Here is a 21,201-nt window from a genome sequence, read left to right as displayed (position 1 = left end):
TGCCGGTCGCTGGAAATCCACCGGCCTCTTGCATCAGTAAGTGGCAGATCCAGACAAGTTCCCGAGGTGGCGCAAAAAAGAATGCGACGCAGGTCAGCAAGGATAACCCGCCGTTTTACGCGGGCGCAGCGGAATGTAGGAGTTTGCGCGAAAACATGTCAGAAAAATGGATCAATGTGCCAGTTTTGGGGCAAACTCCTTGCATCCTGACAGTTCGACAAGGCCTGCCCCATGACCTCCGCGTCCTCGGTTGATGAGCAACGATTTCGTAAACTCCTGAGCCGCAATATCAGCCTGCCGTTGGGTCTGGGCCTTATCAGCGCGGTGTTCTTCGTTTCGCTGATCACGTATCTGCTGTCGACGATCCAGTGGGTGGAACACACCGACCGGGTGATCAATAACGCCAATGAAGCGGTCAAGCTGACCGTGGACCTGGAAACCGGGATGCGCGGTTTCCTGCTCAGTGGCGACGAGCATTTCCTCGATCCCTACGAAACCGCCAAGCCGCGGGTTGCCGTGGCCCTCAACACCTTGCTCGAGCTGACCGCCGACAACCCTGTGCAGACCGACCGCTTGCTGCGGTTGCAGGCGTTGCAACAGGAGTGGGCCAGCTATGCGCAATCGTTGATCGATTTGCAGCGCAGCAGCGGTGATTATCGCTCGGTAGTGAAGGCCGGGCGCGGCAAACGCCTGACCGATGAAATTCGCAAGCAGTTCGAGGAGGTGATCGATACCGAACAACAGTTGCGCGCCACGCGCAATGATGAGGTGCGCCGCACCACGGTCTGGAGCATCAGCCTCTATCTGTTGTTCATCGCCGGTGTCAGTGGCTTGCTGGCGTACGTCGGGCGGCGTGATTTGCTCAGCCTGTCGCAAAGCTACAGCGTCAATCTCGCCGCCCAACAAGCCAGTGCCCAGCGCCTGGAGCAACAGGCCTGGCTGCGCAACGGTCAGACCGAGCTCGCCGAGCAGGTGCTGGGACAGTTGAGCCTGAACCTGCTGGGACGCAACATCCTGCAATTTTGCGCGCAGTACCTCGGTACTGCCGTGGCGGCGCTCTATGTTCGGGAAGACCACGGCGGTCTCAGGCGCATCGCCAGCTACGGTTTTTCCCGCGAACAGGAAGAGCGGGATCAGCAGATTTACAGCGATGAAGGCATTGTCGGTCAGGTGGCGCAGCAGGCGCGGTTGATTCGCCTGGACGAGGTGCCGGGGGATTATTTCAAGGTCAGCTCCGGCCTCGGTGACGGATTGCCGCGCAGTGTGCTGGTGGTGCCGACCAGCGACGACGGCCGGGTCAATGGTGTGATCGAGTTGGGTTTCCTGCGTCCGCTGGATGACCGCGATGTTGCGTTGCTGGAGTTGATTGCCAGCAACATCGGCACGTCCATCGAGGCCGCACGCTATCGCCATCGCCTGCAGGAAGTGCTGGCCGAAACTCAGCAACTCAATGAAGAGTTGCAGGTGCAGCAGGAAGAACTCAAGACCGCCAACGAAGAGCTCGAAGAACAGTCGCGGGTGCTCAAGGAGTCCCAGGCGCACCTGGAAACCCAGCAGGTGGAGCTGGAGCAGACCAACGAACAACTCGCCGAGCAGGCTGAAGTGCTGGCCGAGCAACGCGACGCCATGGACCTGAAGAACACCGAACTCAATCAGGCGCAGATCCAGCTCGAAGAGCGCGCGCTGGAATTGCAGCGTTCGAGCAAGTACAAGTCCGAATTCCTCGCCAACATGTCCCACGAGCTGCGCACGCCGCTCAACAGTTCGTTGATCCTGGCCAAGCTGCTGGCGGAAAACCCGGAAGAAAACCTCACGGCCGAGCAAGTGAAGTTCGCCGAGTCGATCTACTCCGCCGGCAATGACTTGCTCAACCTGATCAACGACATTCTGGACATTTCCAAAGTCGAGGCCGGCAAGCTGGAAATCCGTCCGGAGAACACCAGCGTGGCGCGCCTGGTCGATGGCCTGCGCGGCCTGTTCCAACCATTGGCCACGGACAAGCAGCTGGATTTCCAGGTGGATTTGCTGGACGGCGCGCCGCCGATGCTGTTCACCGACCGCCAGCGCCTGGAGCAGGTGCTCAAGAACCTGTTGTCCAACGCCGTGAAGTTCACTGAAAGCGGCAGCGTCGGCCTGTCCGTCGCCGCGGCGCCGAATGACGGCATCGCGTTCAGCATCCGCGATTCCGGGATCGGTATCGAGGCGGATCAGCACGACAGCATTTTCGAAGCCTTCCGTCAGGCCGATGGCACCACCAATCGGCGTTACGGCGGCACCGGGCTGGGCCTGTCGATCTCCCGCGATCTGGCCGCGTTGCTCGGCGGTTCCATCAGCGTGACCAGCAAGCCGGGGCAGGGCAGTGTGTTCACCCTGGTCTTGCCGCAGCAGTACGTCGAACCGGGCGAAGTGCCTGTCGAGCCGATGCGAGCGGTTGCGGTGGCGGCTGCGCCGAATGCAGTGCCGCCCACGTTGTCGCCACTGATGGCCGAAGTCGACATTGCGCGTTTCGACGACGACCGCCACAAAGGGCCGTTCACCAGCCGCTGCATTCTGGTGGTGGAGGACGAGTCGAACTTTGCGCACATCCTCTACGACCTTGCCCATGAGCTGGGTTATCAGTGCCTGGTGGCCCATGGCGCCGACGAAGGCTACGACCTGGCCAAGGCGTTCATCCCCGACGCGATCCTGCTGGACATGCGGCTTCCGGATCATTCCGGCCTGACCGTGCTGCAACGCCTGAAGGAGCACGCCGAAACCCGGCACATCCCGGTGCATGTGATTTCGGTCGAAGACCGGGTCGAGGCGGCGATGCACATGGGCGCCATCGGCTATGCGGTCAAACCCACCACCCGCGAGGAACTCAAGGACGTATTTGCGCGCCTTGAGGCCAAGCTGACCCAGAAGGTCAAACGTGTGCTGCTGGTCGAGGACGACGACTTGCAACGCGACAGCATTGCCCGCCTGATCGGCGACGATGATATAGAGATCACCGCCGTTGGCCTGGCGCAGGAGGCACTGGACCTGCTGCGCACGTCGGTCTTCGATTGCATGATCATCGACCTCAAGCTGCCTGACATGCTCGGCAACGACTTGCTCAAGCGCATGTCCACCGAAGACATCTGCTCCTTTCCGCCCGTCATCGTCTATACCGGGCGCAACCTGACCCGCGATGAAGAGGCTGAACTGCGCAAGTATTCGCGTTCGATCATCATCAAGGGCGCGCGTTCGCCGGAGCGGCTGCTGGACGAGGTGACACTTTTTCTGCACAAAGTCGAATCACGGTTGTCCCATGACCGGCAGAAGATGCTCAAGGTCGCCCGCAGTCGCGACCGGGTCTTCGAAGGCCGCAAGGTGCTGCTGGTGGATGATGATGTGCGCAACATTTTCGCCCTCACCAGTGCACTGGAGCAAAAGGGCGCAGTCGTGGTCATTGGTCGCAACGGCCGGGAAGCGATTGAACGACTCAATGAAGTGGAGGACATCGATCTGGTGTTGATGGACGTGATGATGCCGGAGATGGATGGCTTTGAAGCCACCGTTGAAATCCGCAAGGTCCCGCGTTGGCGCAAATTGCCGATCATCGCGGTGACGGCCAAGGCCATGAAGGACGATCAGGAGCGCTGCCTGCAAGCCGGCGCCAACGACTACCTGGCCAAGCCCATCGACCTGGACCGCCTGTTTTCGCTGATTCGCGTGTGGTTACCGAAGATGGAACGCATCTAGTGGAGCGCCATTTTTCAGGGGAGCGCAGCAGCGAAATCGAATTGCGCTTGTTGATCGAGGCGATTTACCTCAAGTACAGCTACGACTTTCGCGATTACTCCGGCGCGTCGATCAAGCGTCGGGTCAACCATGCGTTGAGTCAGTTCGAGTGCCAGACCATTTCGGCGTTGCAGGAAAAGGTCCTGCACGATCCGGCCGCTTTCATGCAATTGCTGCAATTGCTGACCATCCCGGTCAGCGAAATGTTTCGTGACCCCTCGCACTTCCTGGCCATCCGCAAGGAAGTGGTACCGCTGCTGCGAACCTACCCTTCGATCAAGATCTGGATCGCCGGATGCAGCACCGGGGAAGAGGTGTATTCGATGGCCATTCTGTTGCGCGAAGAGGGCTTGCTCGACCGAACGATCATCTACGCGACCGACATCAATCCGCGCTCCCTGGAAAAAGCCAAGCAAGGGATTTTCTCGATGGAGAACGTCCGTGCCTACACTGCTAATTACCAGCAGGCCGGTGGCCAGTGTTCGTTTGCCGACTACTATACGGCGGCCTATGGGTACGCGATTTTCGACAAGACATTGCGCGAGAATGTGACCTTCGCCGATCACAGCCTGGCGACGGACAGTGTGTTCTCCGAAACTCAATTAATTTCATGTCGTAACGTTTTGATTTATTTTAATAAAAAACTTCAGGATCGGGCGTTCGGACTGTTTCATGAGTCCCTCTGCCATCGCGGTTTCCTGGTGTTGGGCAGCAAGGAAACCCCGGATTTCTCGGCTTTTGGCGATGAATTCGAGCCGCTGGTCAAACAAGAACGGATCTATCGAAAAACATGAACAGTGCAACGAACCTGTCAGCTATCGAAGCGATCGTGATCGGTGCCTCCGCCGGTGGCGTTGAGGCGCTGTTGAACATCCTCGGCCCGCTGCGCGAAGGTTTTGCGTTGCCGATTATTGTCGTGCTGCACCTGCCGGACGAACGCCGCAGCCAGTTGGCGGATGTGTTTGCCCGCCGTGTTGCCATGCCGGTGCTGGAGGCGTGCGACAAGACCGCGGTCGAGGCCGGCACGCTGTATTTCGCCGCGCCCGGTTATCACCTGTCGGTGGAGCGGGATCGCAGCTTTTCCCTGAGCCTGGAGCCTCGAGTGCATCATTCGCGACCCGCCATCGATTACCTGTTCGAATCGGCTGCCGATGCCTACGGGACCGGGCTCGCTGCAGTCTTGCTCACAGGCGCCAACCGCGATGGCGCGCGCGGGCTGGCCCAGGTCAAACAGCGCGGTGGCATCACCATCGTGCAAGACCCGCAAGAGGCTCAGGTCGCCACCATGCCCCAGGCTGCGCTGGACATGCACCGGCCAGACCACATACTTTCTGTACGCGGCATCGGCCGTCTGCTTGTCGAGATGGAACGAATCGCATGCTGAGTAATATCCAGGCCAAACTGCTGATCGTGGACGATCTGCCGGAAAATCTGCTGGCGCTCGAAGCGCTGATCAAGCGTGAGGACCGGATTGTGTACAAGGCGCTGTCCGCCGACGAAGCCTTGTCACTGCTGTTGCAGCATGAATTCGCCATGGCCATCCTCGATGTGCAAATGCCGGGCATGAATGGCTTCGAGCTGGCCGAGTTGATGCGCGGCACCGAAAAAACCAAGAACATCCCGATCGTTTTCGTCAGCGCCGCCGGGCGTGAAATGGACTACGCGTTCAAGGGCTATGAAAGCGGTGCCGTGGACTTTCTGCACAAGCCACTGGACATCCACGCGGTCAAGAGCAAGGTCAATGTGTTCGTCGACCTGTACCGCCAGAGCAAGGCGATGAAGGAACAAGTGCTGGCCCTTGAGCAAAGTCGCCGCGAACAGGAAGCCCTGCTCAAGCAACTGCAGAACACCCAGCTGGAACTGCAACAGGCGGTGCGCATGCGCGATGACTTCATGTCCATCGTCGCCCACGAAGTGCGCACGCCGCTCAACGGCCTGATCCTTGAAACCCAGCTGCGCAAGATGCACCTGGCCCGGGACAACGCCGCCGCCTTCACCCTGGACAAGATGCACGCCATGGTCGACCGCGACGAGCGGCAGATCAAAAGCCTCATTCGCTTGATCGAGGATATGCTCGATGTCTCGCGCATTCGCACCGGAAAGCTGTCGATCCGGCCGACGCGGTTCGATCTTTCGACGCTGGTTCGCGATTTGCTGCACAACTTTTCCCGGCAGATCGACGCCGCCGAGACGTCGGTCACCCTCGATGCCGAGCAACCGGTGATCGGAAACTGGGATGAATTTCGTATTGAACAGGTCATATCCAACCTGTTGACCAATGCCTTGCGCTACGGGGCCAAGAGCCCGGTCTCGGTGAAGGTATACAGTGAAGGAGGCCAGGCGCTGGTCGACGTGCGCGACCAGGGGATCGGGATCAGCGAAGAAAACCAGACGCGCATATTCCAACAGTTCGAGCGCGTATCGGCCAGACAGGCCGTCGCCGGACTGGGCCTGGGATTGTTTATTTCAGAACAGATCGTGACCGCCCATGGCGGTACAATCACCGTCCAGAGCCGGATTGGCGAGGGCGCCTTGTTTCGCGTTTGTCTGCCGCTGTAGGAAAACAGCCAGATAAACGCAACCTCTGATCGACCCCACGGTCGTATCAGCAGCAATTGACCGAACAAAGGCTTCCCATGAGCGAAGATGCACAAGACGTAGTACTCGTTGTCGAGGACGATCCCTCGATTCTGATGGTGCTGTCCGCTTACCTGTCGGGCGAGGGTTATCGCGTATTGCAGGCCGAAAACGGCGAACAGGCGTTTGAAATCCTGGCGAGCAAACCCCACCTGGACATGATGATCACTGACTTCCGCCTGCCCGGTGGAATCTCCGGCGTGCAGATCGCCGAACCCGCCGTGAAGCTGCGACCGGAACTCAAGGTGATCTTCATCAGCGGCTACGCCCAGGAAATCCGTGAGACCGACAGCCCGATCACGCGCAAGGCGCCGATCCTGGACAAACCATTCGATCTGGATAAATTGCAGGAACTGATGCAGGACATGCTTTCGTAAGCATTCAGGCGCTGATCATCTCCCGCACCTTCGCCGTCAACAGATCGAAGGTGAACGGCTTGGTGATCATCTGCATGCCCGGATCGAGGAACCCGCCGCGCACTGCGGCGTGCTCGGCGTAGCCGGTGATGAACAGCACCCTGAGATCGGGCCGCAACTGCCGGCCGATTTCCGCCAGTTGCCGGCCATTCATGCCGGGCAGGCCGACATCGCTGATCAGCAGGTCGATGCGCTGGGCCGAATCGAGTATCGGCACCGCGCTATCGCCATCACAGGCTTCGACGAAGGCATAACCCAGGTCGCTCAACACCGTGCTGACCAGCACCCGCACCGCCGGATCGTCCTCGACGATCAATACCGTTTCGCCATGGTTGGCGAAGGGCGGGTGTTCGACATTGACCGGATGCTCCTGAGGCAGGTCACCTCCAAAGCGTGGCAGAAACAGACTCACCGTGGTGCCTTCGCCCACTACGCTGTGGATGACGACATGACCGCCTGACTGCTTGCTGAAGCCATAGATCATGGACAAACCCAGCCCGGTGCCCTGGCCGATGGGCTTGGTGGTGAAGAACGGGTCAAAGGCCCGGTTGACGATGCTTTGTGCCATGCCGCAACCGGTGTCGGTGACGCTGAGCACCACGTAATCACCGGCATCGAGATTGCTCTGGGACTGAGCAAAGTCCTCGTCAAGGTGCCGGTTTGAGGTAGAGACCACCAGCCTGCCGCCATTGGGCATGGCGTCGCGGGCGTTGATCACCAGGTTGAGCAGGGCGCTTTCCAGTTGATTGGGGTCGGCTTCGGCTACCCAGAGCTGCTCATCGAGTTGCATGTCCAGGCGAATGCTTTCGTTGATGCTGCGTTGCAGCAGTTCATCCATGGAGATCACCAGGGCATTCATCTCCACGGGTTTGGAGTCCAGCGACTGGCGGCGGGAAAACGCCAGCAGGCGGTGAGTCAAGGCCGCCGCGCGGTTGGCCGAGGTCACCCCCAGGTCGATCAGGCTGTCCAGGTCTTCGGTACGCCCCCGGGCCAGGCGTCGACGCAACAATTCCAGGCTGCCGATGATGCCGGTCAGCATGTTGTTGAAGTCATGGGCGATGCCGCCGGTGAGCTGGCCGACGGCTTCCATTTTCTGCGACTGGCGCAGCGCCTCTTCGTTGTGACGCAGTTGCGCGGTGCGCTCTTCCACCTGCTGCTCGAGGGTTTCGAGGGTGTTTTGCAGGCGCAATTCACTCTGGCTCAGGTCGATCAGCCGATCCCTGGCCTCGTACTGTCGTCGCCGTCCGCGCAAGGCGGTGGTGACCAGACTGATCAGTGTGATCGGGTGAAAGGGCCGTTCGAGGAAGGTGACATTGCCCAATTGCGGGCCGAAACGGGATGCCGGATTCTGTTGCGGGCCGCCATGGTGCGTCATTAACACGATCGGCAGGTCCGACCACGCGGGCTGCTGTTCAATCAGCCGGATCAGCGGTTCGAGATCACTGCCCAGCAGCGCTTCGCTGGAAATCAGCAGCAGGCCGGCACCGAGTTCCAACTCGGCGCACAGCCCCGGCAGGTCCTGGCTGATCACCCCGTGAAACCCGGCTTCGTTGAGCATCATCAAGGCAATCTGGCTGTCACGCCCTCGCGGCGCAAGGATGAGGGTGCGCTCGGGTGTCGCCAGCACCGCAGTCACCGGATATCTTCCGCAAGCAAGGGGTTGCTCGCCCCGAGATAGGTGGGCACTCCGCGCAGTACGCCCTGGAAGGCTTCCAGCGGTTCGCCGATGGTCATGCCCTGGGCGCTGATGCGGTATTCACGGATGGTCGATTCATGACTGCCGGTGCGTTTCTTGATGATAGAAATGGCCCGGCGTACCTTGCCCAGGGCTTCGAAGTAACGCAGCAGGATCACTGTATCGGCCAGGTAGGTGATGTCGACCGGGGTCTGCATATCGCCGACCAGGCCATGCTGGGCAACCGTCATGAAGGTCGCGGCGCCTTGTCGATTGAGGTACAGCAACAGCTCGTGCATGTGCAGCACCAGGGCGTTCTCTTCCGGCATTGCCGCCTGATAGCCATTGATGCTGTCGATCACCACGGTTTTGATATTGCCTTCGTCGACACAGCGCCGGACCCGGTAGGAGAACTCGCCGGGAGACAGCTCGGCGGCGTCCACCTGTTCGACCAGCAAATTGCCGCTGTCTTGCAGGGCCTGCAAATCGATGCCGATGTTCTTCATGCGCTCGAACAGCAACCCCAGCTCTTCATCGAAGATGAACAACGCGGCTTTTTCACCCCGGGCCACCGCCGCGGCGGCGAACACCATGGAGATCAGCGATTTGCCGGTCCCGGCCGGACCGAGAATCAAGGTGCTGGAACCGGTTTCGATACCGCCGCCCAGCAGCGCATCCATTTCCCGGATGCCGCTGGTCAATTGCTGGCGCAGGTATTGGCCGCGATGTTCGGCAGCCACCAGACGCGGAAATACATGCACGCCGTCGCCGGTGATGGTGAAGTCATGAAAGCCGCCCCGATATTTCTGGCCGCGGTACTTCACCACACGCACGCGCCGTCGCTCGGCACCGTAATTGGGCGTCAACTCTTCCAGGCGAATCACGCCGTGGGCGACGCTGTGCACGGTCTTGTCCAGGGACTCGGTGGTCAGGTCGTCGAGCAGCAAGACCGTGGCGTCGTAACGCACGAAATAATGTTTGATGGCCAGGATCTGCCGGCGATAGCGCAGCGAGCTTTGGGCCAGCAGGCGAATTTCGGAAAGGCTGTCCAGGACTACGCGGGTCGGTTTGACCCGTTCGACCACTTCGAAAATCTGGCGGGTGGCCTCGCCCAGTTCAAGGTCGGAGGAGTAAAGCAGCGTCTGCTGCTGGTCGGCATTGAGCAGGTTTTCCGGAGGCGTCAGCTCGAAGATGTGGACGTTGTCGTCCATCTCCCAACCATGGGACAAGGCACCCTGGCGCAGCTCGCGTTCGGTCTCGGACAGCGTGATGTATAACGAGCGCTCGCCGGCTTGCGCGCCAGCCAACAGGAACTGCAGCGCCACCGTGGTCTTGCCGGTTCCCGGCTCGCCTTCCAGTAAAAACACGTGACCGCGGGACAGTCCTCCATCGAGGATATCGTCAAGGCCTTCGATACCGGTGGCCGCCTTGGTACGGTTCAATTCGTTGCTTAGAGTCAAATAAGAGTCCTCTCATGGCCAGGAGCAATGAGGCAGCTACTTCGAAGTGCCGCAACGGGCTGCCTTTTCACTTGACCTTTGGCCGGGACGAGCGTTCAACCTTTTTTAACGCAAAAAGATCGCAGCCTTCGGCAGCTCCTACAGGGTGACGTACTCACATGTAGGAGCTGCCGAAGGCTGCGATCTTTTGTTTTCAGAGCCCCTGCTGCAATGACGGATCATCGGGATTCATCTGTTCGAGCTGGGCCGTCAGGATCTGCACGTTTTGCAACTGCCCGCTTTCCTTCCAGTAGTTGATCAGCAGCACCCGTGCCTTGCGATCGTTTGGATGGCGCTGAACGATTTCCTGCAACTGTATCTGCGCCGCTTCGAGCTCCTGCTCACCGCGCAGCGTGGTCGCCAGGTCGTAGCGGTAATCCCGGTTATCGGGTTCAAGCTCGACGGCCTTGGACAGGCCGAGCAGGGCGAATTCGCTTTGGTCGTGATGCAGTAGCCAGAGCCCCAGGGCATGTTGCAGATAGGCCGAGTTGGGCTGTGCCTGCAGTTGCCTGGCCAATAGCTGCCGGGCGGCGTCGTTCTGGCCCTGTTTGTCCAGCACTTCGATTTGCAGCACCAGCGCCGGCAAGTTGTCCGGCGCCAGGCGCAGGGTGTTGTCCAGCGCCTGTTGCGCTTCCTTGAGTTCGGCGTTGTGCAGGTGCAGCCGGGCCAGTTGGTATTGGTTTTCGGCGCTTTGCGGTTCGCTCTTGAGCACCAGCTCCCAGGCATCGATGGCTTGCTCCAGCGGTCCGAAATACAAGCCGAGTTCATCCGGGGACAACCCCAGCAGCGCATTGATTGCCGCCAGCCGCACGTTTTGTTCGCTGTCATCGAGCAATGGCCCCAGCAAAAGACTGCGCTGGCCGTTGGGTACCAGGGCGCTGATGCTCCTGATCGCGGCGATGCGCACTTCGGGCGACTCGTTCTGCAAGTCGGCATCCGCCAGTTTCAGGGCCACCGAGCTTGGATAATTGGGCAGCTCGGCATGCAACCAGACACGGCGCTTGGGGGACAGGTCCGGACGCTTCAACTGCTGATAGAGCACCCGCGCGGCACCGGGTTGACCGCCGCGGGCCGCAGCCAGCGCTTCGCTGTAACCGTGCTTGATGGCTTCGGGAACCACCGGGGTGGTATCGCGCAGGGAAAACCATGCAAGGCCGATGACGAGCAGGGCGACGAGGCTGATAAACAGATAGCGGCGGGACTGGGGCATGCAGGAATCCGGAAGCTGGCGAACTTTTACAAAGGCGCCAGCTTCGGTCAGGCCAGGCCTTGAGTCAAACCTTGACGACGTTCACTGACGATTCAAGCCGTGGAAAAGCCCTCCCGCCGGCAATCAACGGGCCTGCAAGCCGCGTCGCCAGCAAAACCTCTCGAGGCACCGCCGCAGTGACTACGCTTGCTGGAGGTGTGTCGACGGGTGTTCCCATGCAAGCGTTGTTGCAGTACTTCAAAGCCATGCTCAACCCCGGGCCCGGGGTGTTGCTGTTTGCCTTGCGAACCATCGCGGCCGGGTTATTGACCCTGTACCTGGCGTTTTTGTTCGATCTGGACCAGCCCAAGTGGTCGATCATGGCCGTGGTCATCATCAGCCAGCCACTGGGCGGCATGGTGCTGGCCCGCAGTTTTGGCCAGGTGATCGGCACCACGTTGGGCGCGGCCGTGGCGGTGTTGATCATGGCGATCTTTCCCCAGGCTCCGCTGCCGTTCATCACCACCCTGGCGTTGTGGCTGGCGTTGTGCACCGCCGGTGGCACCTTGTTACGCTATACCAGTTCCGGGGCGTTTGTCCTCAGCGGCTACACCGCCGTGGTGGTGGCCTTGCTGGCGGTGCCGGATCAGGACGGCATGTTTCTGCTGGCGGTGACCCGCGTCACCGAGACCTTGCTGGCGGTGGCCTGCGTGTGTCTGGTCAGCCTGCTGACCGCCAGGCCGGAAACCGTGGCCCGTGACTACTTCGCCAGGATCGACCAGATCACCCGGTTGCTGGCCACCCATGCCAGCGCCGTCATCCGCACCGAAGAAAGCGAAGCGGATTTCCAGCAGCGGCAAATGCAGCTGTTGGGCCAGATCAGCGGCCTGGAGGGCGTGCGCCGGCACATGTACTTCGATGCGCCGCGGTTGCGCAGTGCCAATGGCCTGGTGCAACTATTGGGCAACCAATTGGTATTGTTGACCGCGCGGCTGACAGCCCTGCGCCACCAGCGACTGCTGTTGACCGAGCGCTGGGAGGGCGAGTTACCCGAAGAAATTCAACGTTTGCGTGCCGAAGAACTGGCGTTTCTCGATGAGCTGGCGCGGGAGGGGCGTTCGCTTTCCAGTGACAAGCGCCATCATTTCACGTCGCTGCAACAACGCTTCGATGAGCTGGCCTACAGAGCCGAACAATTGACCGAGCCGTTGCCGGCCACCTTGCGCTCGCTGGCCTGGTCGCTGCGCTGGGAGCAGGCTCGCCTGCTGCAGCAGCTGGAGCAGATCCTGGAATTGAGTGATGCCATCCAGAGCGGGCGACCGGCCAGCAGCGTGTTCCGCGGACGGGAAAATCCGCTGCATCTGGACTTCACCCTGGCGACCATGAATGCCATCCGGGCTTTTTCCGCGCTGTTGATTTGCGGCCTGATCTGGATCGAAACCGGCTGGGACGGTGCGCGAGGCGGGATGGTGCTGGTGGGCATCCTTTGCTCGCTGATGTCGACGTTTCCAAGGCCGCTGCTGGCCGTGCAAAGCTACGCAAGGGGCTTCGGGCTGGCACTGGTGGCCTCGGCGCTCCTGCAGTTCATGTTCGTGCCGATGATCAGTAATTTCGAGATGCTTGCCTTGCTGTTGGCGCCCTTGCTCTATGCCGTTGCGGTGGGGCTGGCCAGTCCAGCCACGACAGGCACCGGCATTGGTCTGGGGCTCACGACTTTTCTACTGCTCGGTCCGTTGAACGTGGGGATCGGTCAAAACACCGCGAGCCAGTGGTTCGAATTTGCCGGGGCCTATACCTGCGCGACGGTGCTGGCGTTGAGCGTCTATGCGCTGATCTTTCCGTTCAGACCGGATTTGCGCATGAGGCGGCTTTATAAAGAGAACTGCGAGCAGGTGTACGCCTTGCTGAAAACCGCGCCGACCGATGAACAGCAGTTTGCTTTCGAGAGCCGCATGGTGGATCGCCTGACCATGATGCTGGGGCTGCTGCCGGCGACCCAGGACCCACAATCCCATGAACGCTTTCAAGTCAGCCTGGCCTGCATGGCGCTGGGGATTGCCATGAATCAGCTCAGGCAGCAGGGGCAGAACAACGCACTGTTGAGTGCGGATCTGCAAAGTCGCCTGTTTTCCACCGTCCGGGAAACGGGCAGGTTGGTCGCCGGCCGGCCCGGGGTTGAAGTGGCACGGGTGCTCGATAACCTGCACGCCCTGGGCGACGAACTGGACGCCCTGCATACCGATGTCCATGACCGCTTGTGGTCGGTGTTCCGCATGCGCGTGGCGCTGTTGATCGTGGTGTCGTTCGTCGAGCGTTATCGCGGCTACTTTCAACCCTCCGGCATTGAAGGAGACCCTGTCCTTGCCCATTGATCTGGAAGTGGGTGGCGCCTATCTGCCCCCGATCGCCCAGGCGCTGCTGCTGGGCTTGCCGATTTTCCTGCTGCTGGACTGGGTGCTGCGACGCCTCGGTGTGCTGCAGTTCGTCTGGCATGAGGCCTTGTTCGAAGGCGCGTTGTACGTCTGTGTCTGCGCCACGTTGATACTGGTGATGGGAGCCTGATGCCTTGAAGAATATCCTTCCCCGACTCACGACGCTGGCGGTGGTACTGCTGGCCTTGATCCTGGGCTGGTTCGCCTGGGAGCATTACACCCGTGCCCCCTGGACCCGGGATGCCCGGGTGCGTGCCGATGTGGTGACCTTGTCCGCCGATGTCTCGGGGCGAATCGTCAGCCTGGCCGTGCAGGACAACCAACATGTGAACAAGGGCCAGGCGCTGCTGGAGATCGATCCGGCGCGTTACACGCTGGCGGTGGAGCATGCCAAGCGGGCCGTCGAGGTGTCGAAAGCCTCGCTCGGGCAGGCCCAGGCGTCCATTACCGCCAGCGAGGCGTTGCTCAAGCAGCGTCAGAGCGAGGAGCAACGGCGGCGCACGCTCAAGGATCGTTCGGCGATTTCCGGCGAAGAGTGGGAAAAAGCCAACACTGATGTGTCGGTGGCCCAGGCTGATCTACTGCGAAATCAGGCCAATCTGGTGTTGGCCCAGGCCAACGTGCAACTCGCCATTGCGGCCCTGACTCAATCGGAGCTCGACTTGCAGCGCACCCATGTCGTCTCCCCGGTGACCGGCTTTGTCACCAATCTGCTGACCCGGGAGGGCGACTACGCCTCGGCCGGTGGTCCGTTGCTGGCGCTGGTGGACAGCGATTCGTTCTATGTCAGCGGTTACTTTGAAGAAACCAAGTTGCCACGGATCGGCGAGGGCGACCGGGTCAGAATCGAATTGATGAGTGGCGAAACGTTCGGCGGCAAAGTGCAGAGCATCGCCTTTGCCATCGCCGATCGGGAAAACCTTCCGGGCGGTCGCTTGTTGGCCAACATCAACCCCAGTTACACCTGGATCAAACTGGCGCAGCGGGTGCCGGTGCGGATCGAGATCGATGCCGACTATGCCGGTAAAGACAAGCTCAGGGCGGGGACCACGGCCACCGTGACCGTCCAGGAAAACCAAAAATCCAAAGACCGGTAATAACCGCCCCCTGTAGGCGCGAGCTTGCCAGCGATGGTCGTTAACGATACCGCGTGCTTACTGACTAAACGCCGCGCTCTTGAGTCCATCGCGAGCAAGCTCGCTCCTACAAGGGATATGCATTGCTTTGGAAAGGAAAAAAAAGGTTCCGTGAAGAACCTTTTTTTTTGGGGCTTTCACTGGTTTTGACTCGGACGCGGTCCCCTGTGGGAGCTGGCTTGCCAGCGATGGTCGTCAACGATTACGCGTGTGAACTGGATAAACGCGGCGCACTTGAGTCCATCGCCAGCAGGCTGGCTCCTACAGTTTCAGCGTGGGCAAGATCCCTTGTAGGAGCTGGCTTGTCGGGTCGCCGCATCGCAGCGATGGTCGTCAACGATTACGCGTGTGAACTGGATAAACGCGGCGCACTTGAGTCCATCGCCAGCAGGCTGGCTCCTACAGTTCCCCGGAAATGCGTGAAGAACCAAAAAAAAGCCCCGCGACCGAATGAGACGCAGGGCAAGGGAATTGGTTGGTTGCGGCCAACCAAAGGAGCGCTTGAAAACTTCGGGTTAATTGCTGGCGACCGTCTCGGGCTGCCAGCCGCCTCCGAGGGCCTTGTAGATCGCGACGATGCCGCGATACAGATCGACTTCAGCCTGTGCCTGGGTGTCCTCGGCCGCCAGGCGTTCACGCTGGGCGTCGAGCAGCACGAGGAAATCGGCGGTGCCTTCGCGGTAGCGAATCTCGGCGAGATCGGCAGCGGAACGGCTGGACTCGCTCTGGCGAATCAGCGAAATCAGGCGCTGTTGGCGTTTGCCGTAGTCGCTGAACGCGTTTTCCGATTCTTCCAGGGCCAGCAACACTTGCTGCTCGTACGTCGCCAGCGCGCCTTCGGCATCGGCGTCGGCGGCGCGCAAACGGGCGCGCACGCTGCCCAGGTCGAACGCTGCCCAGGTGATGCTCGGGCCGAGCGCCCAGGCGTTGGCCGCCGAGGAACCGATTTGCGAACCGCGCCCGGCGGTGAAGCCCAGGAAGCCGCTGAGGCTGACTTGCGGGAACAGGTCGGCCTTCGCCACGCCGATCCGCGCCGTGGCCGACGCCAGTTTGCGCTCGGCACTGCGAATGTCCGGCCGGCGTTGCAGCAGTTCACCCGGATTACCGATCGGCAAGGCCTTGGCAATCGCCGGCAAGTCTTTCGGGCTCAGGTCCACGGTCAGCTTGTCCGGACGCTCGCCCAGCAGCGTGGCGATACGGTTCTTCTCCCGAACCTGCTCGGCCTGCAATTGCGGCACGCTGGCTTCGACCGACGCCAGGCGGGCATCGGCACGTTCCACATCGAGTTGATCGCCGACGCCGGCATCACGCAGGTTGATGGTGATCTTGCGCGACTCCTGCTGGTTCTCCAGGTTGGCCAGGGCGATCTTTTCCCGCAGTTGCGCGCCGCGCAGTTGACCGTAGGCATCCACCAGTTCGGCAATCATGGTCACTTGCAGCTGGTACAGATCGGCTTCAAGCGACTGTTGCTCGGCATTCGCTGATTCCAGGTTGCGCTGGATACGGCCAAACAGGTCGATCTCCCAGGCCATGTCCAGGCCCAGGTCGTAGCGTTCGCTGTTGACCCGGTCGGTGGTCTGGCCCGGAATCTGGCCCTTGCCCAAGTCACTGCTGACACGGCTGGTGACGACCGGCAAGTTGTCGTTACTGATGTCATCGCGGATCGCCCGTGCGGCTTTCCAGCGGGCAAACGCGACGCGCAAATCACGGTTGCCCTTGAGCGATTGCGTCACCAACTGGTTGAGGGTCGGGTCTTCGAACTGCTGCCACCAGATGCCTTCGAAACGCGAACGGTCAAAGTTCTTCTGGCCGGCGGCGCCATCAGTGGCGGCCGTGATGTTGGCCGCCTCGGTGTTTGGCGTCTGGTAATCCGGGCCCACGGCACAGGCACTCAAGGCCAGGACCAGCAGGCTCGGCAGGAAGGCTTTCAAACTCATCAATGCGACTCCAGCTTCAGGGCGACCTTGGCGGCTTTGCGCGCCTGGCCACGCTCGACAAAGTTACGAATCAATACGTAGAACACTGGCGTCAGCAACAGACCGAAGAAGGTCACCCCGAGCATCCCGGAGAACACCGCCACACCCATGGCGTGACGCATTTCGGCACCGGCACCGCTGGAGAACACCAACGGCACAACACCCATGATGAACGCGAAGGAGGTCATCAGGATCGGCCGTAGACGCAGACGGCAGGCTTCCAGAACCGCAGCCAGCGGGTTGAGGCCCTCCAGCTGTTTGTCCTTGGCAAACTCGACGATCAGGATCGCGTTCTTGCACGCCAGGCCCACCAGTACGATCAGGCCGATCTGGGTGAAGATGTTGTTGTCACCGCCGGAGGCGATCACACCGGTGATGGCCGACAGCAGGGTCATCGGTACGATCAGGATCACCGCCAGTGGCAGGCTCCAGCTTTCGTACTGGGCCGCCAGTACCAGGAACGCCAGCAGGACGCAGAGCGGAAACACGAACAGCGCGGTGTTGCCGGACAGGATCTGCTGGTAGGTCAGGTCGGTCCATTCGTAGGTCATGCCGTTCGGAAGTTCTTCCTTGAGCAGTTTCTCGATGGCTTTTTCGGCCTGGCCGGAGCTGTAGCCGGGGGCTGCCGCACCGTTGATTTCAGCGGTGATGAAGCCGTTGTAGTGCATCACGCGGTCAGGGCCCGAGGTGTCGCTGACCTTGATGAAGGTCGCCAGCGGGATCATCTCGCCTTTGTTGTTACGCACCTTCAACTGGCCGATCTGGTCGGATTCGAGGCGGAACTGTTGCTCAGCCTGAACGTTGACCTGATAGGTGCGGCCAAAGCGGTTGAAGTCGTTGGCATACAGCGAGCCCAGGTAGATCTGCAGGGTGTCGAAGATGTCGCTGACGGCCACGCCGTGGGTCTTGGCTTTTTCCCGGTCGATGGCCGCATCGACCTGCGGCACGTTGACCGTGTAGCTGGTGAACAGGCCAGCCAGTTCCGGCACGCTGTGGCTCTTGGCGATGATGTTCATGGTTTCCTTGTACAGCTCTTCGTAGCCCAGGTTGCCCCGGTCTTCGATCTGCAGGCGGAAACCACCAATAGTGCCCAGGCCTTGCACCGGCGGCGGCGGGAAGATCGCCATATAAGCTTCCTGGATGTTCGCGTACTGGCCGTTCAAGGCACCGGCAATCGCACCGGCGGACATGCTCGGGTCTTTACGCTCGTCGAACGGTTTGAGAGTCACGAACACAATGCCGGCGTTCGGGCTGTTGGTGAAACCGTTGATCGACAGGCCAGGGAAGGCCACCGCGCTCTCCACGCCAGGCTGTTTCAGCGCCAGGTCGGACATGCGCTTGATCACGTCTTCGGTGCGGTCCAGGCTCGAGGCATCCGGCAATTGCGCGAAGGCCACCAGGTATTGCTTGTCCTGGCCGGGTACGAAACCGGTCGGGGTGCTGGAGAAACCGAAGAAGGTCAGGACCATCAGGCCGGCGTACAGCAGCAGGGCGATGCCGCTTGAGCGGATCACACGGGCAACGGTACCGACATAACCATGGCTGGCCTTTTCAAAGAAACGGTTGAACGGACGGAACAACCAGCCGCCAAACATCTTGTCCAGCACCTTGGAGAAACGGTCTTTCGGTGCGTCGTGGCCCTTGAGCAACACAGCAGCCAGTGCCGGCGACAGGGTCAGCGAGTTGAAGGCCGAGATCACCGTGGAAATCGCAATGGTCAGGGCGAATTGCTTGTAGAACTGCCCGGTCAACCCGGAGATGAACGCCGCCGGAACGAACACCGCACACAGCACCAGCGCCGTGGCAATGATCGGGCCGGTCACTTCACGCATGGCGCGTTTGGTGGCTTCCACCGGGGTCAATCCGAGTTCGATGTTCCGTTCGACGTTCTCCACCACCACGATGGCGTCGTCCACCACGATACCGATGGCCAATACCAGGCCGAACAGCGACAGGGCGTTGAGCGAAAAACCGAACAGGTGCATCACGGCAAAGGTACCGATCAGCGAAACCGGCACCGCCACCAACGGAATGATCGAGGCGCGCCAGGTCTGCAGGAACAGGATCACCACCAGTACCACGAGGATCAGTGCTTCGAAGAGGGTGTGAACCACCGCCTCGATGGAGCCGCGCACGAAGATCGTCGGGTCATAGACGATGCTGAAGTCCATGCCTTCGGGGAAGCTCTTCTTCAGCTCGGCCATTTTCGCCCGGACTTCGTTGGAAATCTCGATGGCGTTGGAACCGGGGCGCTGGAAGATCGGGATCGCCACCGCCGGCTGATTATTCAGCAGCGAACGCAGGGCGTACTGGCTGGAACCCAGCTCGACGCGAGCGATGTCCTTGAGGCGGGTGATTTCACCGTTGTCGCCAGAGCGAATGATGATGTTCTCGAACTCTTCCTCACTGACCAGACGGCCCTGCGTGTTGACCGACAGCTGGAAGCTTTGGGCATTCGGGGCAGGGGGAGCGCCCAAGGCACCGGCGGCCACCTGGCGGTTCTGTTCACGAATGGCGGTGACAACGTCAGTGGCGGTCAGGTTGCGCGAAGCGGTTTTGTTCGGGTCGAGCCAGACACGCAGCGAGTAGTCGCCCATGCCGAACAGTTGCACGTCTCCGACACCGCCCAGCCGCGCCAGCTCATCCTTGATGTTGAGGATCGCGTAGTTGGACAGGTACAGCATGTCGTAGCGTTTGTCCGGCGAGGTCAAGTGCACCACCATCGTCAGGTCGGGCGACGCCTTGTCCACGGTGATACCGATACGCGTCACTTCCTCGGGAAGTTTCGGCTCGGTCCGGGTCACGCGGTTCTGCACCTGCACCTGCGCGTTGTCCAGGTCGGTACCCAGGGCAAAGGTGATGGTCAGGGTGATCTTGCCGTCGGCGGTCGACTGCGAGGACATGTACAGCATGTTCTCGACGCCGGTGATGGCTTGCTCCAGCGGAGCGGCCACGGTTTCACCAATGACTTTCGGGTTGGCACCGGGGAAGTTGGCGCGGACCACCACGGTCGGCGGCACCACTTCCGGGTATTCGCTGATCGGCAGCTGGAACAGCGAGATCGCACCGGCGATCAGGATCAGCAGCGACAGCACCGCTGCGAAGATCGGCCGCGAAATGAAGAATTGGGAAAAATTCATCGTAAAAATCCCTTAACCGCGTGGGGTCGTGGCAGCCAGTTTCACAACCGTGCCCGGCGCGACCTTGGCAGGCGCGACTTGGGGCAGGTTGCTGGCTTCCAGCGCTTGGCGTTGTTGTGCGAGTGCCGCGAGGGTTTGTTCGCTGGCCATCGGAATCACTTCAGGGGTGACCGATGAACCGGGACGTACCCGTTGCAGGCCCTTGACGATGATGGTGTCGTCCTTGTTCAAGCCGTTGCGCACGATGCGCAAACCTTCGATCTTCGGCCCCAGTTCCACCGCGCGGTAGGCGGTCTTGTTGTCGCCGTCCATCACGATCACGAACTTCTTGCCCAGGTCGGTACCGACCGCTTCATCGTTGATCAGCATGGCGCTGTAGGTGCCGCTGCCCACCAGTTTCAGGCGTGCATACAGGCCCGGGGTGTAGCTGCCATCGCTGTTGTCGAATACGGCGCGGCCACGGATGGTGCCGGTCTTCGGGTTGACCTGGTTATCGACGAAGTTCATCACGCCCTGGTGCGGGTTGCCGTCCTCATTGGACAGGCCCATGTAAACCGGGGTGGTAGCGCCGCGTTTACCCTGGCGAGCGAGCTCGGTGTACTTGAGGAACACACGCTCGTCCGCGTCGAAGTAGGCGTAGACCTTGTCGGTGGAGACCACGCTGGTCAGTGGCGTGGTGTCAGCGGTCACCAGGTTGCCGGCGGTGATTTCCGCACGGCTGACACGGCCGCTGATCGGTGCGGTGACGCGGGTGAAACTCAGGTTGAGCTTGGCCAGGTCGAGCTGTGCCTGAAGCGCACCGACGGCGGCGCGGGCTTCCTGGGCAGCGCTGGTACGCGAATCGGCTAGCTCCGCGGAAATGGCGTTGCTGGTACGCAGGCGCTCACCGCGCTGGGCTTCGTTTTCACTGCGGGTGGCATTGGCGCGCGATTGTGCAACCAGGGCTTCGAGACGGCGGACCTCAGCCTGGAACGGACGCGGGTCGATCTGGAACAGCAGGTCGCCTTTCTTGACCAGGGCGCCTTCAGTGAATGCCACTTCATCGATCTGGCCGGAGACCCGCGGACGAATCTCGACCGTTTCTGGCGCTTCCAGGCGCCCGGTGAATTCGTCCCACTCGTTGACCGGTTGTTCCAGCACCTTGGCCACGCTGACTTTGGCAGCGGGCAGGGTGGCGGCGGTTTCCGGGGCCTTGCCGCAAGCGCTGATCACCACTACGGCCAGCAAAGCCAACGGGAAGCGCAAATGTTTGAATGACTGTTCCATGGATGCATCCGCCAATGTGTTGAGATTGGCGAATGATGCGCGGCGGGTTGGTATCTCACGAATCGAATGGGGC

At 60.8% G+C, this 21,201-nt stretch carries 14 protein-coding genes; 8 read left to right on the top strand and 6 right to left on the bottom strand.

What is annotated here, in order from left to right:
- The first annotated feature begins 231 nt into the window (after positions 1-231).
- The 5 genes from CD175_RS00365 to CD175_RS00345 all read left to right on the top strand — a co-directional run bounded on the left by CD175_RS00365 (position 232) and on the right by CD175_RS00345 (position 6,776).
- Positions 232-3,723: a response regulator gene (locus CD175_RS00365; protein ID WP_104447199.1), complete on the top strand. Its 3,492-nt coding sequence runs from the start codon at positions 232-234 to the stop codon at positions 3,721-3,723.
- Entirely contained in the window at positions 3,723-4,556 is an 834-nt protein-coding gene (locus tag CD175_RS00360) for a CheR family methyltransferase (protein WP_104447198.1), read from the top strand. Before CD175_RS00365 ends, CD175_RS00360 begins: the two co-directional genes overlap by 1 nt.
- Positions 4,553-5,146, top strand: a complete 594-nt coding sequence (locus CD175_RS00355) for a chemotaxis protein CheB (RefSeq protein WP_104447197.1) — start codon at positions 4,553-4,555, stop codon at positions 5,144-5,146. The genes CD175_RS00360 and CD175_RS00355 overlap by 4 nt, the downstream gene beginning before the upstream one ends.
- Positions 5,140-6,321: a hybrid sensor histidine kinase/response regulator gene (locus CD175_RS00350; RefSeq protein ID WP_104447196.1), complete on the top strand. Its 1,182-nt coding sequence runs from the start codon at positions 5,140-5,142 to the stop codon at positions 6,319-6,321. Before CD175_RS00355 ends, CD175_RS00350 begins: the two co-directional genes overlap by 7 nt.
- A gap of 77 nt (positions 6,322-6,398) precedes the next feature.
- Positions 6,399-6,776 carry a response regulator gene (locus CD175_RS00345; RefSeq protein ID WP_007970583.1) on the top strand — a complete coding sequence of 126 codons (378 nt, stop codon included), beginning with the start codon at positions 6,399-6,401 and terminating at the stop codon, positions 6,774-6,776.
- Positions 6,777-6,780: 4 nt separating this feature from the next.
- On the opposite strand, the gene CD175_RS00340 is transcribed toward CD175_RS00345, so the two are convergent.
- The 3 genes from CD175_RS00340 to CD175_RS00330 form a co-directional block, all read right to left on the bottom strand.
- Entirely contained in the window at positions 6,781-8,451 is a 1,671-nt protein-coding gene (locus CD175_RS00340) for a response regulator (protein ID WP_104447195.1), read from the bottom strand.
- Positions 8,448-9,950: an ATPase domain-containing protein gene (locus CD175_RS00335; RefSeq protein ID WP_104447194.1), complete on the bottom strand. Its 1,503-nt coding sequence runs from the start codon at positions 9,948-9,950 to the stop codon at positions 8,448-8,450. The genes CD175_RS00340 and CD175_RS00335 overlap by 4 nt, the downstream gene beginning before the upstream one ends.
- Before the next feature lie 193 nt (positions 9,951-10,143).
- Positions 10,144-11,199, bottom strand: coding sequence for a tetratricopeptide repeat protein (locus CD175_RS00330; protein ID WP_104447193.1), 1,056 nt, complete (start codon positions 11,197-11,199; stop codon positions 10,144-10,146).
- A gap of 215 nt (positions 11,200-11,414) precedes the next feature.
- Here CD175_RS00330 and CD175_RS00325 point away from each other — a divergent pair, with 215 nt between their 5' ends.
- From CD175_RS00325 to CD175_RS00315, 3 genes are read left to right on the top strand one after another with little or no spacing between them, the layout of a single operon-like run.
- Positions 11,415-13,550 (top strand): FUSC family protein, encoded by a 2,136-nt coding sequence (locus CD175_RS00325; RefSeq protein WP_104447192.1) that lies wholly within the window; start codon positions 11,415-11,417, stop codon positions 13,548-13,550.
- Positions 13,540-13,740: a DUF1656 domain-containing protein gene (locus CD175_RS00320; protein ID WP_104447191.1), complete on the top strand. Its 201-nt coding sequence runs from the start codon at positions 13,540-13,542 to the stop codon at positions 13,738-13,740. Before CD175_RS00325 ends, CD175_RS00320 begins: the two co-directional genes overlap by 11 nt.
- A 4-nt stretch (positions 13,741-13,744) precedes the next feature.
- Positions 13,745-14,707 carry an HlyD family secretion protein gene (locus tag CD175_RS00315; RefSeq protein ID WP_104447190.1) on the top strand — a complete coding sequence of 321 codons (963 nt, stop codon included), beginning with the start codon at positions 13,745-13,747 and terminating at the stop codon, positions 14,705-14,707.
- Between the two features lie 554 nt (positions 14,708-15,261).
- Here the strand turns inward: CD175_RS00315 and CD175_RS00310 are convergent.
- The 3 genes from CD175_RS00310 to mexE are packed head-to-tail and all read right to left on the bottom strand — an operon-like array spanning position 15,262 to position 21,128.
- On the bottom strand, positions 15,262-16,683 hold the full coding sequence (locus CD175_RS00310) for an efflux transporter outer membrane subunit (RefSeq protein ID WP_104447189.1): 1,422 nt from the start codon (positions 16,681-16,683) through the stop codon (positions 15,262-15,264).
- Positions 16,683-19,862, bottom strand: coding sequence for an efflux RND transporter permease subunit (locus CD175_RS00305; RefSeq protein WP_104447188.1), 3,180 nt, complete (start codon positions 19,860-19,862; stop codon positions 16,683-16,685). Before CD175_RS00305 ends, CD175_RS00310 begins: the two co-directional genes overlap by 1 nt.
- 12 nt (positions 19,863-19,874) lie before the next feature.
- Positions 19,875-21,128 (bottom strand): multidrug efflux RND transporter periplasmic adaptor subunit MexE, encoded by a 1,254-nt coding sequence (gene mexE, locus CD175_RS00300; protein ID WP_104447187.1) that lies wholly within the window; start codon positions 21,126-21,128, stop codon positions 19,875-19,877.
- Positions 21,129-21,201: the final 73 nt, after the last annotated feature.

This window comes from Pseudomonas laurylsulfatiphila (assembly GCF_002934665.1).
In the GTDB taxonomy this organism is placed as follows: Bacteria; Pseudomonadota; Gammaproteobacteria; order Pseudomonadales; family Pseudomonadaceae; genus Aquipseudomonas; species Aquipseudomonas laurylsulfatiphila.
This window is presented reverse-complemented; position numbering and strand designations above follow the sequence as displayed.

Bases quoted from the DNA above. Each gene is read 5' to 3' on its own strand.
- CD175_RS00330 (WP_104447193.1), bottom strand. From the start codon at position 11,199: ATGCCCCAGTCCCGCCGCTATCTGTTTATCAGCCTCGTCGCCCTGCTC.
- CD175_RS00325 (WP_104447192.1), top strand. From the start codon at position 11,415: ATGCAAGCGTTGTTGCAGTACTTCAAAGCCATGCTCAACCCCGGGCCC.
- CD175_RS00345 (WP_007970583.1), top strand. From the start codon at position 6,399: ATGAGCGAAGATGCACAAGACGTAGTACTCGTTGTCGAGGACGATCCC.
- CD175_RS00350 (WP_104447196.1), top strand. From the start codon at position 5,140: ATGCTGAGTAATATCCAGGCCAAACTGCTGATCGTGGACGATCTGCCG.
- CD175_RS00355 (WP_104447197.1), top strand. From the start codon at position 4,553: ATGAACAGTGCAACGAACCTGTCAGCTATCGAAGCGATCGTGATCGGT.
- CD175_RS00365 (WP_104447199.1), top strand. From the start codon at position 232: ATGACCTCCGCGTCCTCGGTTGATGAGCAACGATTTCGTAAACTCCTG.
- mexE (WP_104447187.1), bottom strand. From the start codon at position 21,128: ATGGAACAGTCATTCAAACATTTGCGCTTCCCGTTGGCTTTGCTGGCC.
- CD175_RS00305 (WP_104447188.1), bottom strand. From the start codon at position 19,862: ATGAATTTTTCCCAATTCTTCATTTCGCGGCCGATCTTCGCAGCGGTG.
- CD175_RS00310 (WP_104447189.1), bottom strand. From the start codon at position 16,683: ATGAGTTTGAAAGCCTTCCTGCCGAGCCTGCTGGTCCTGGCCTTGAGT.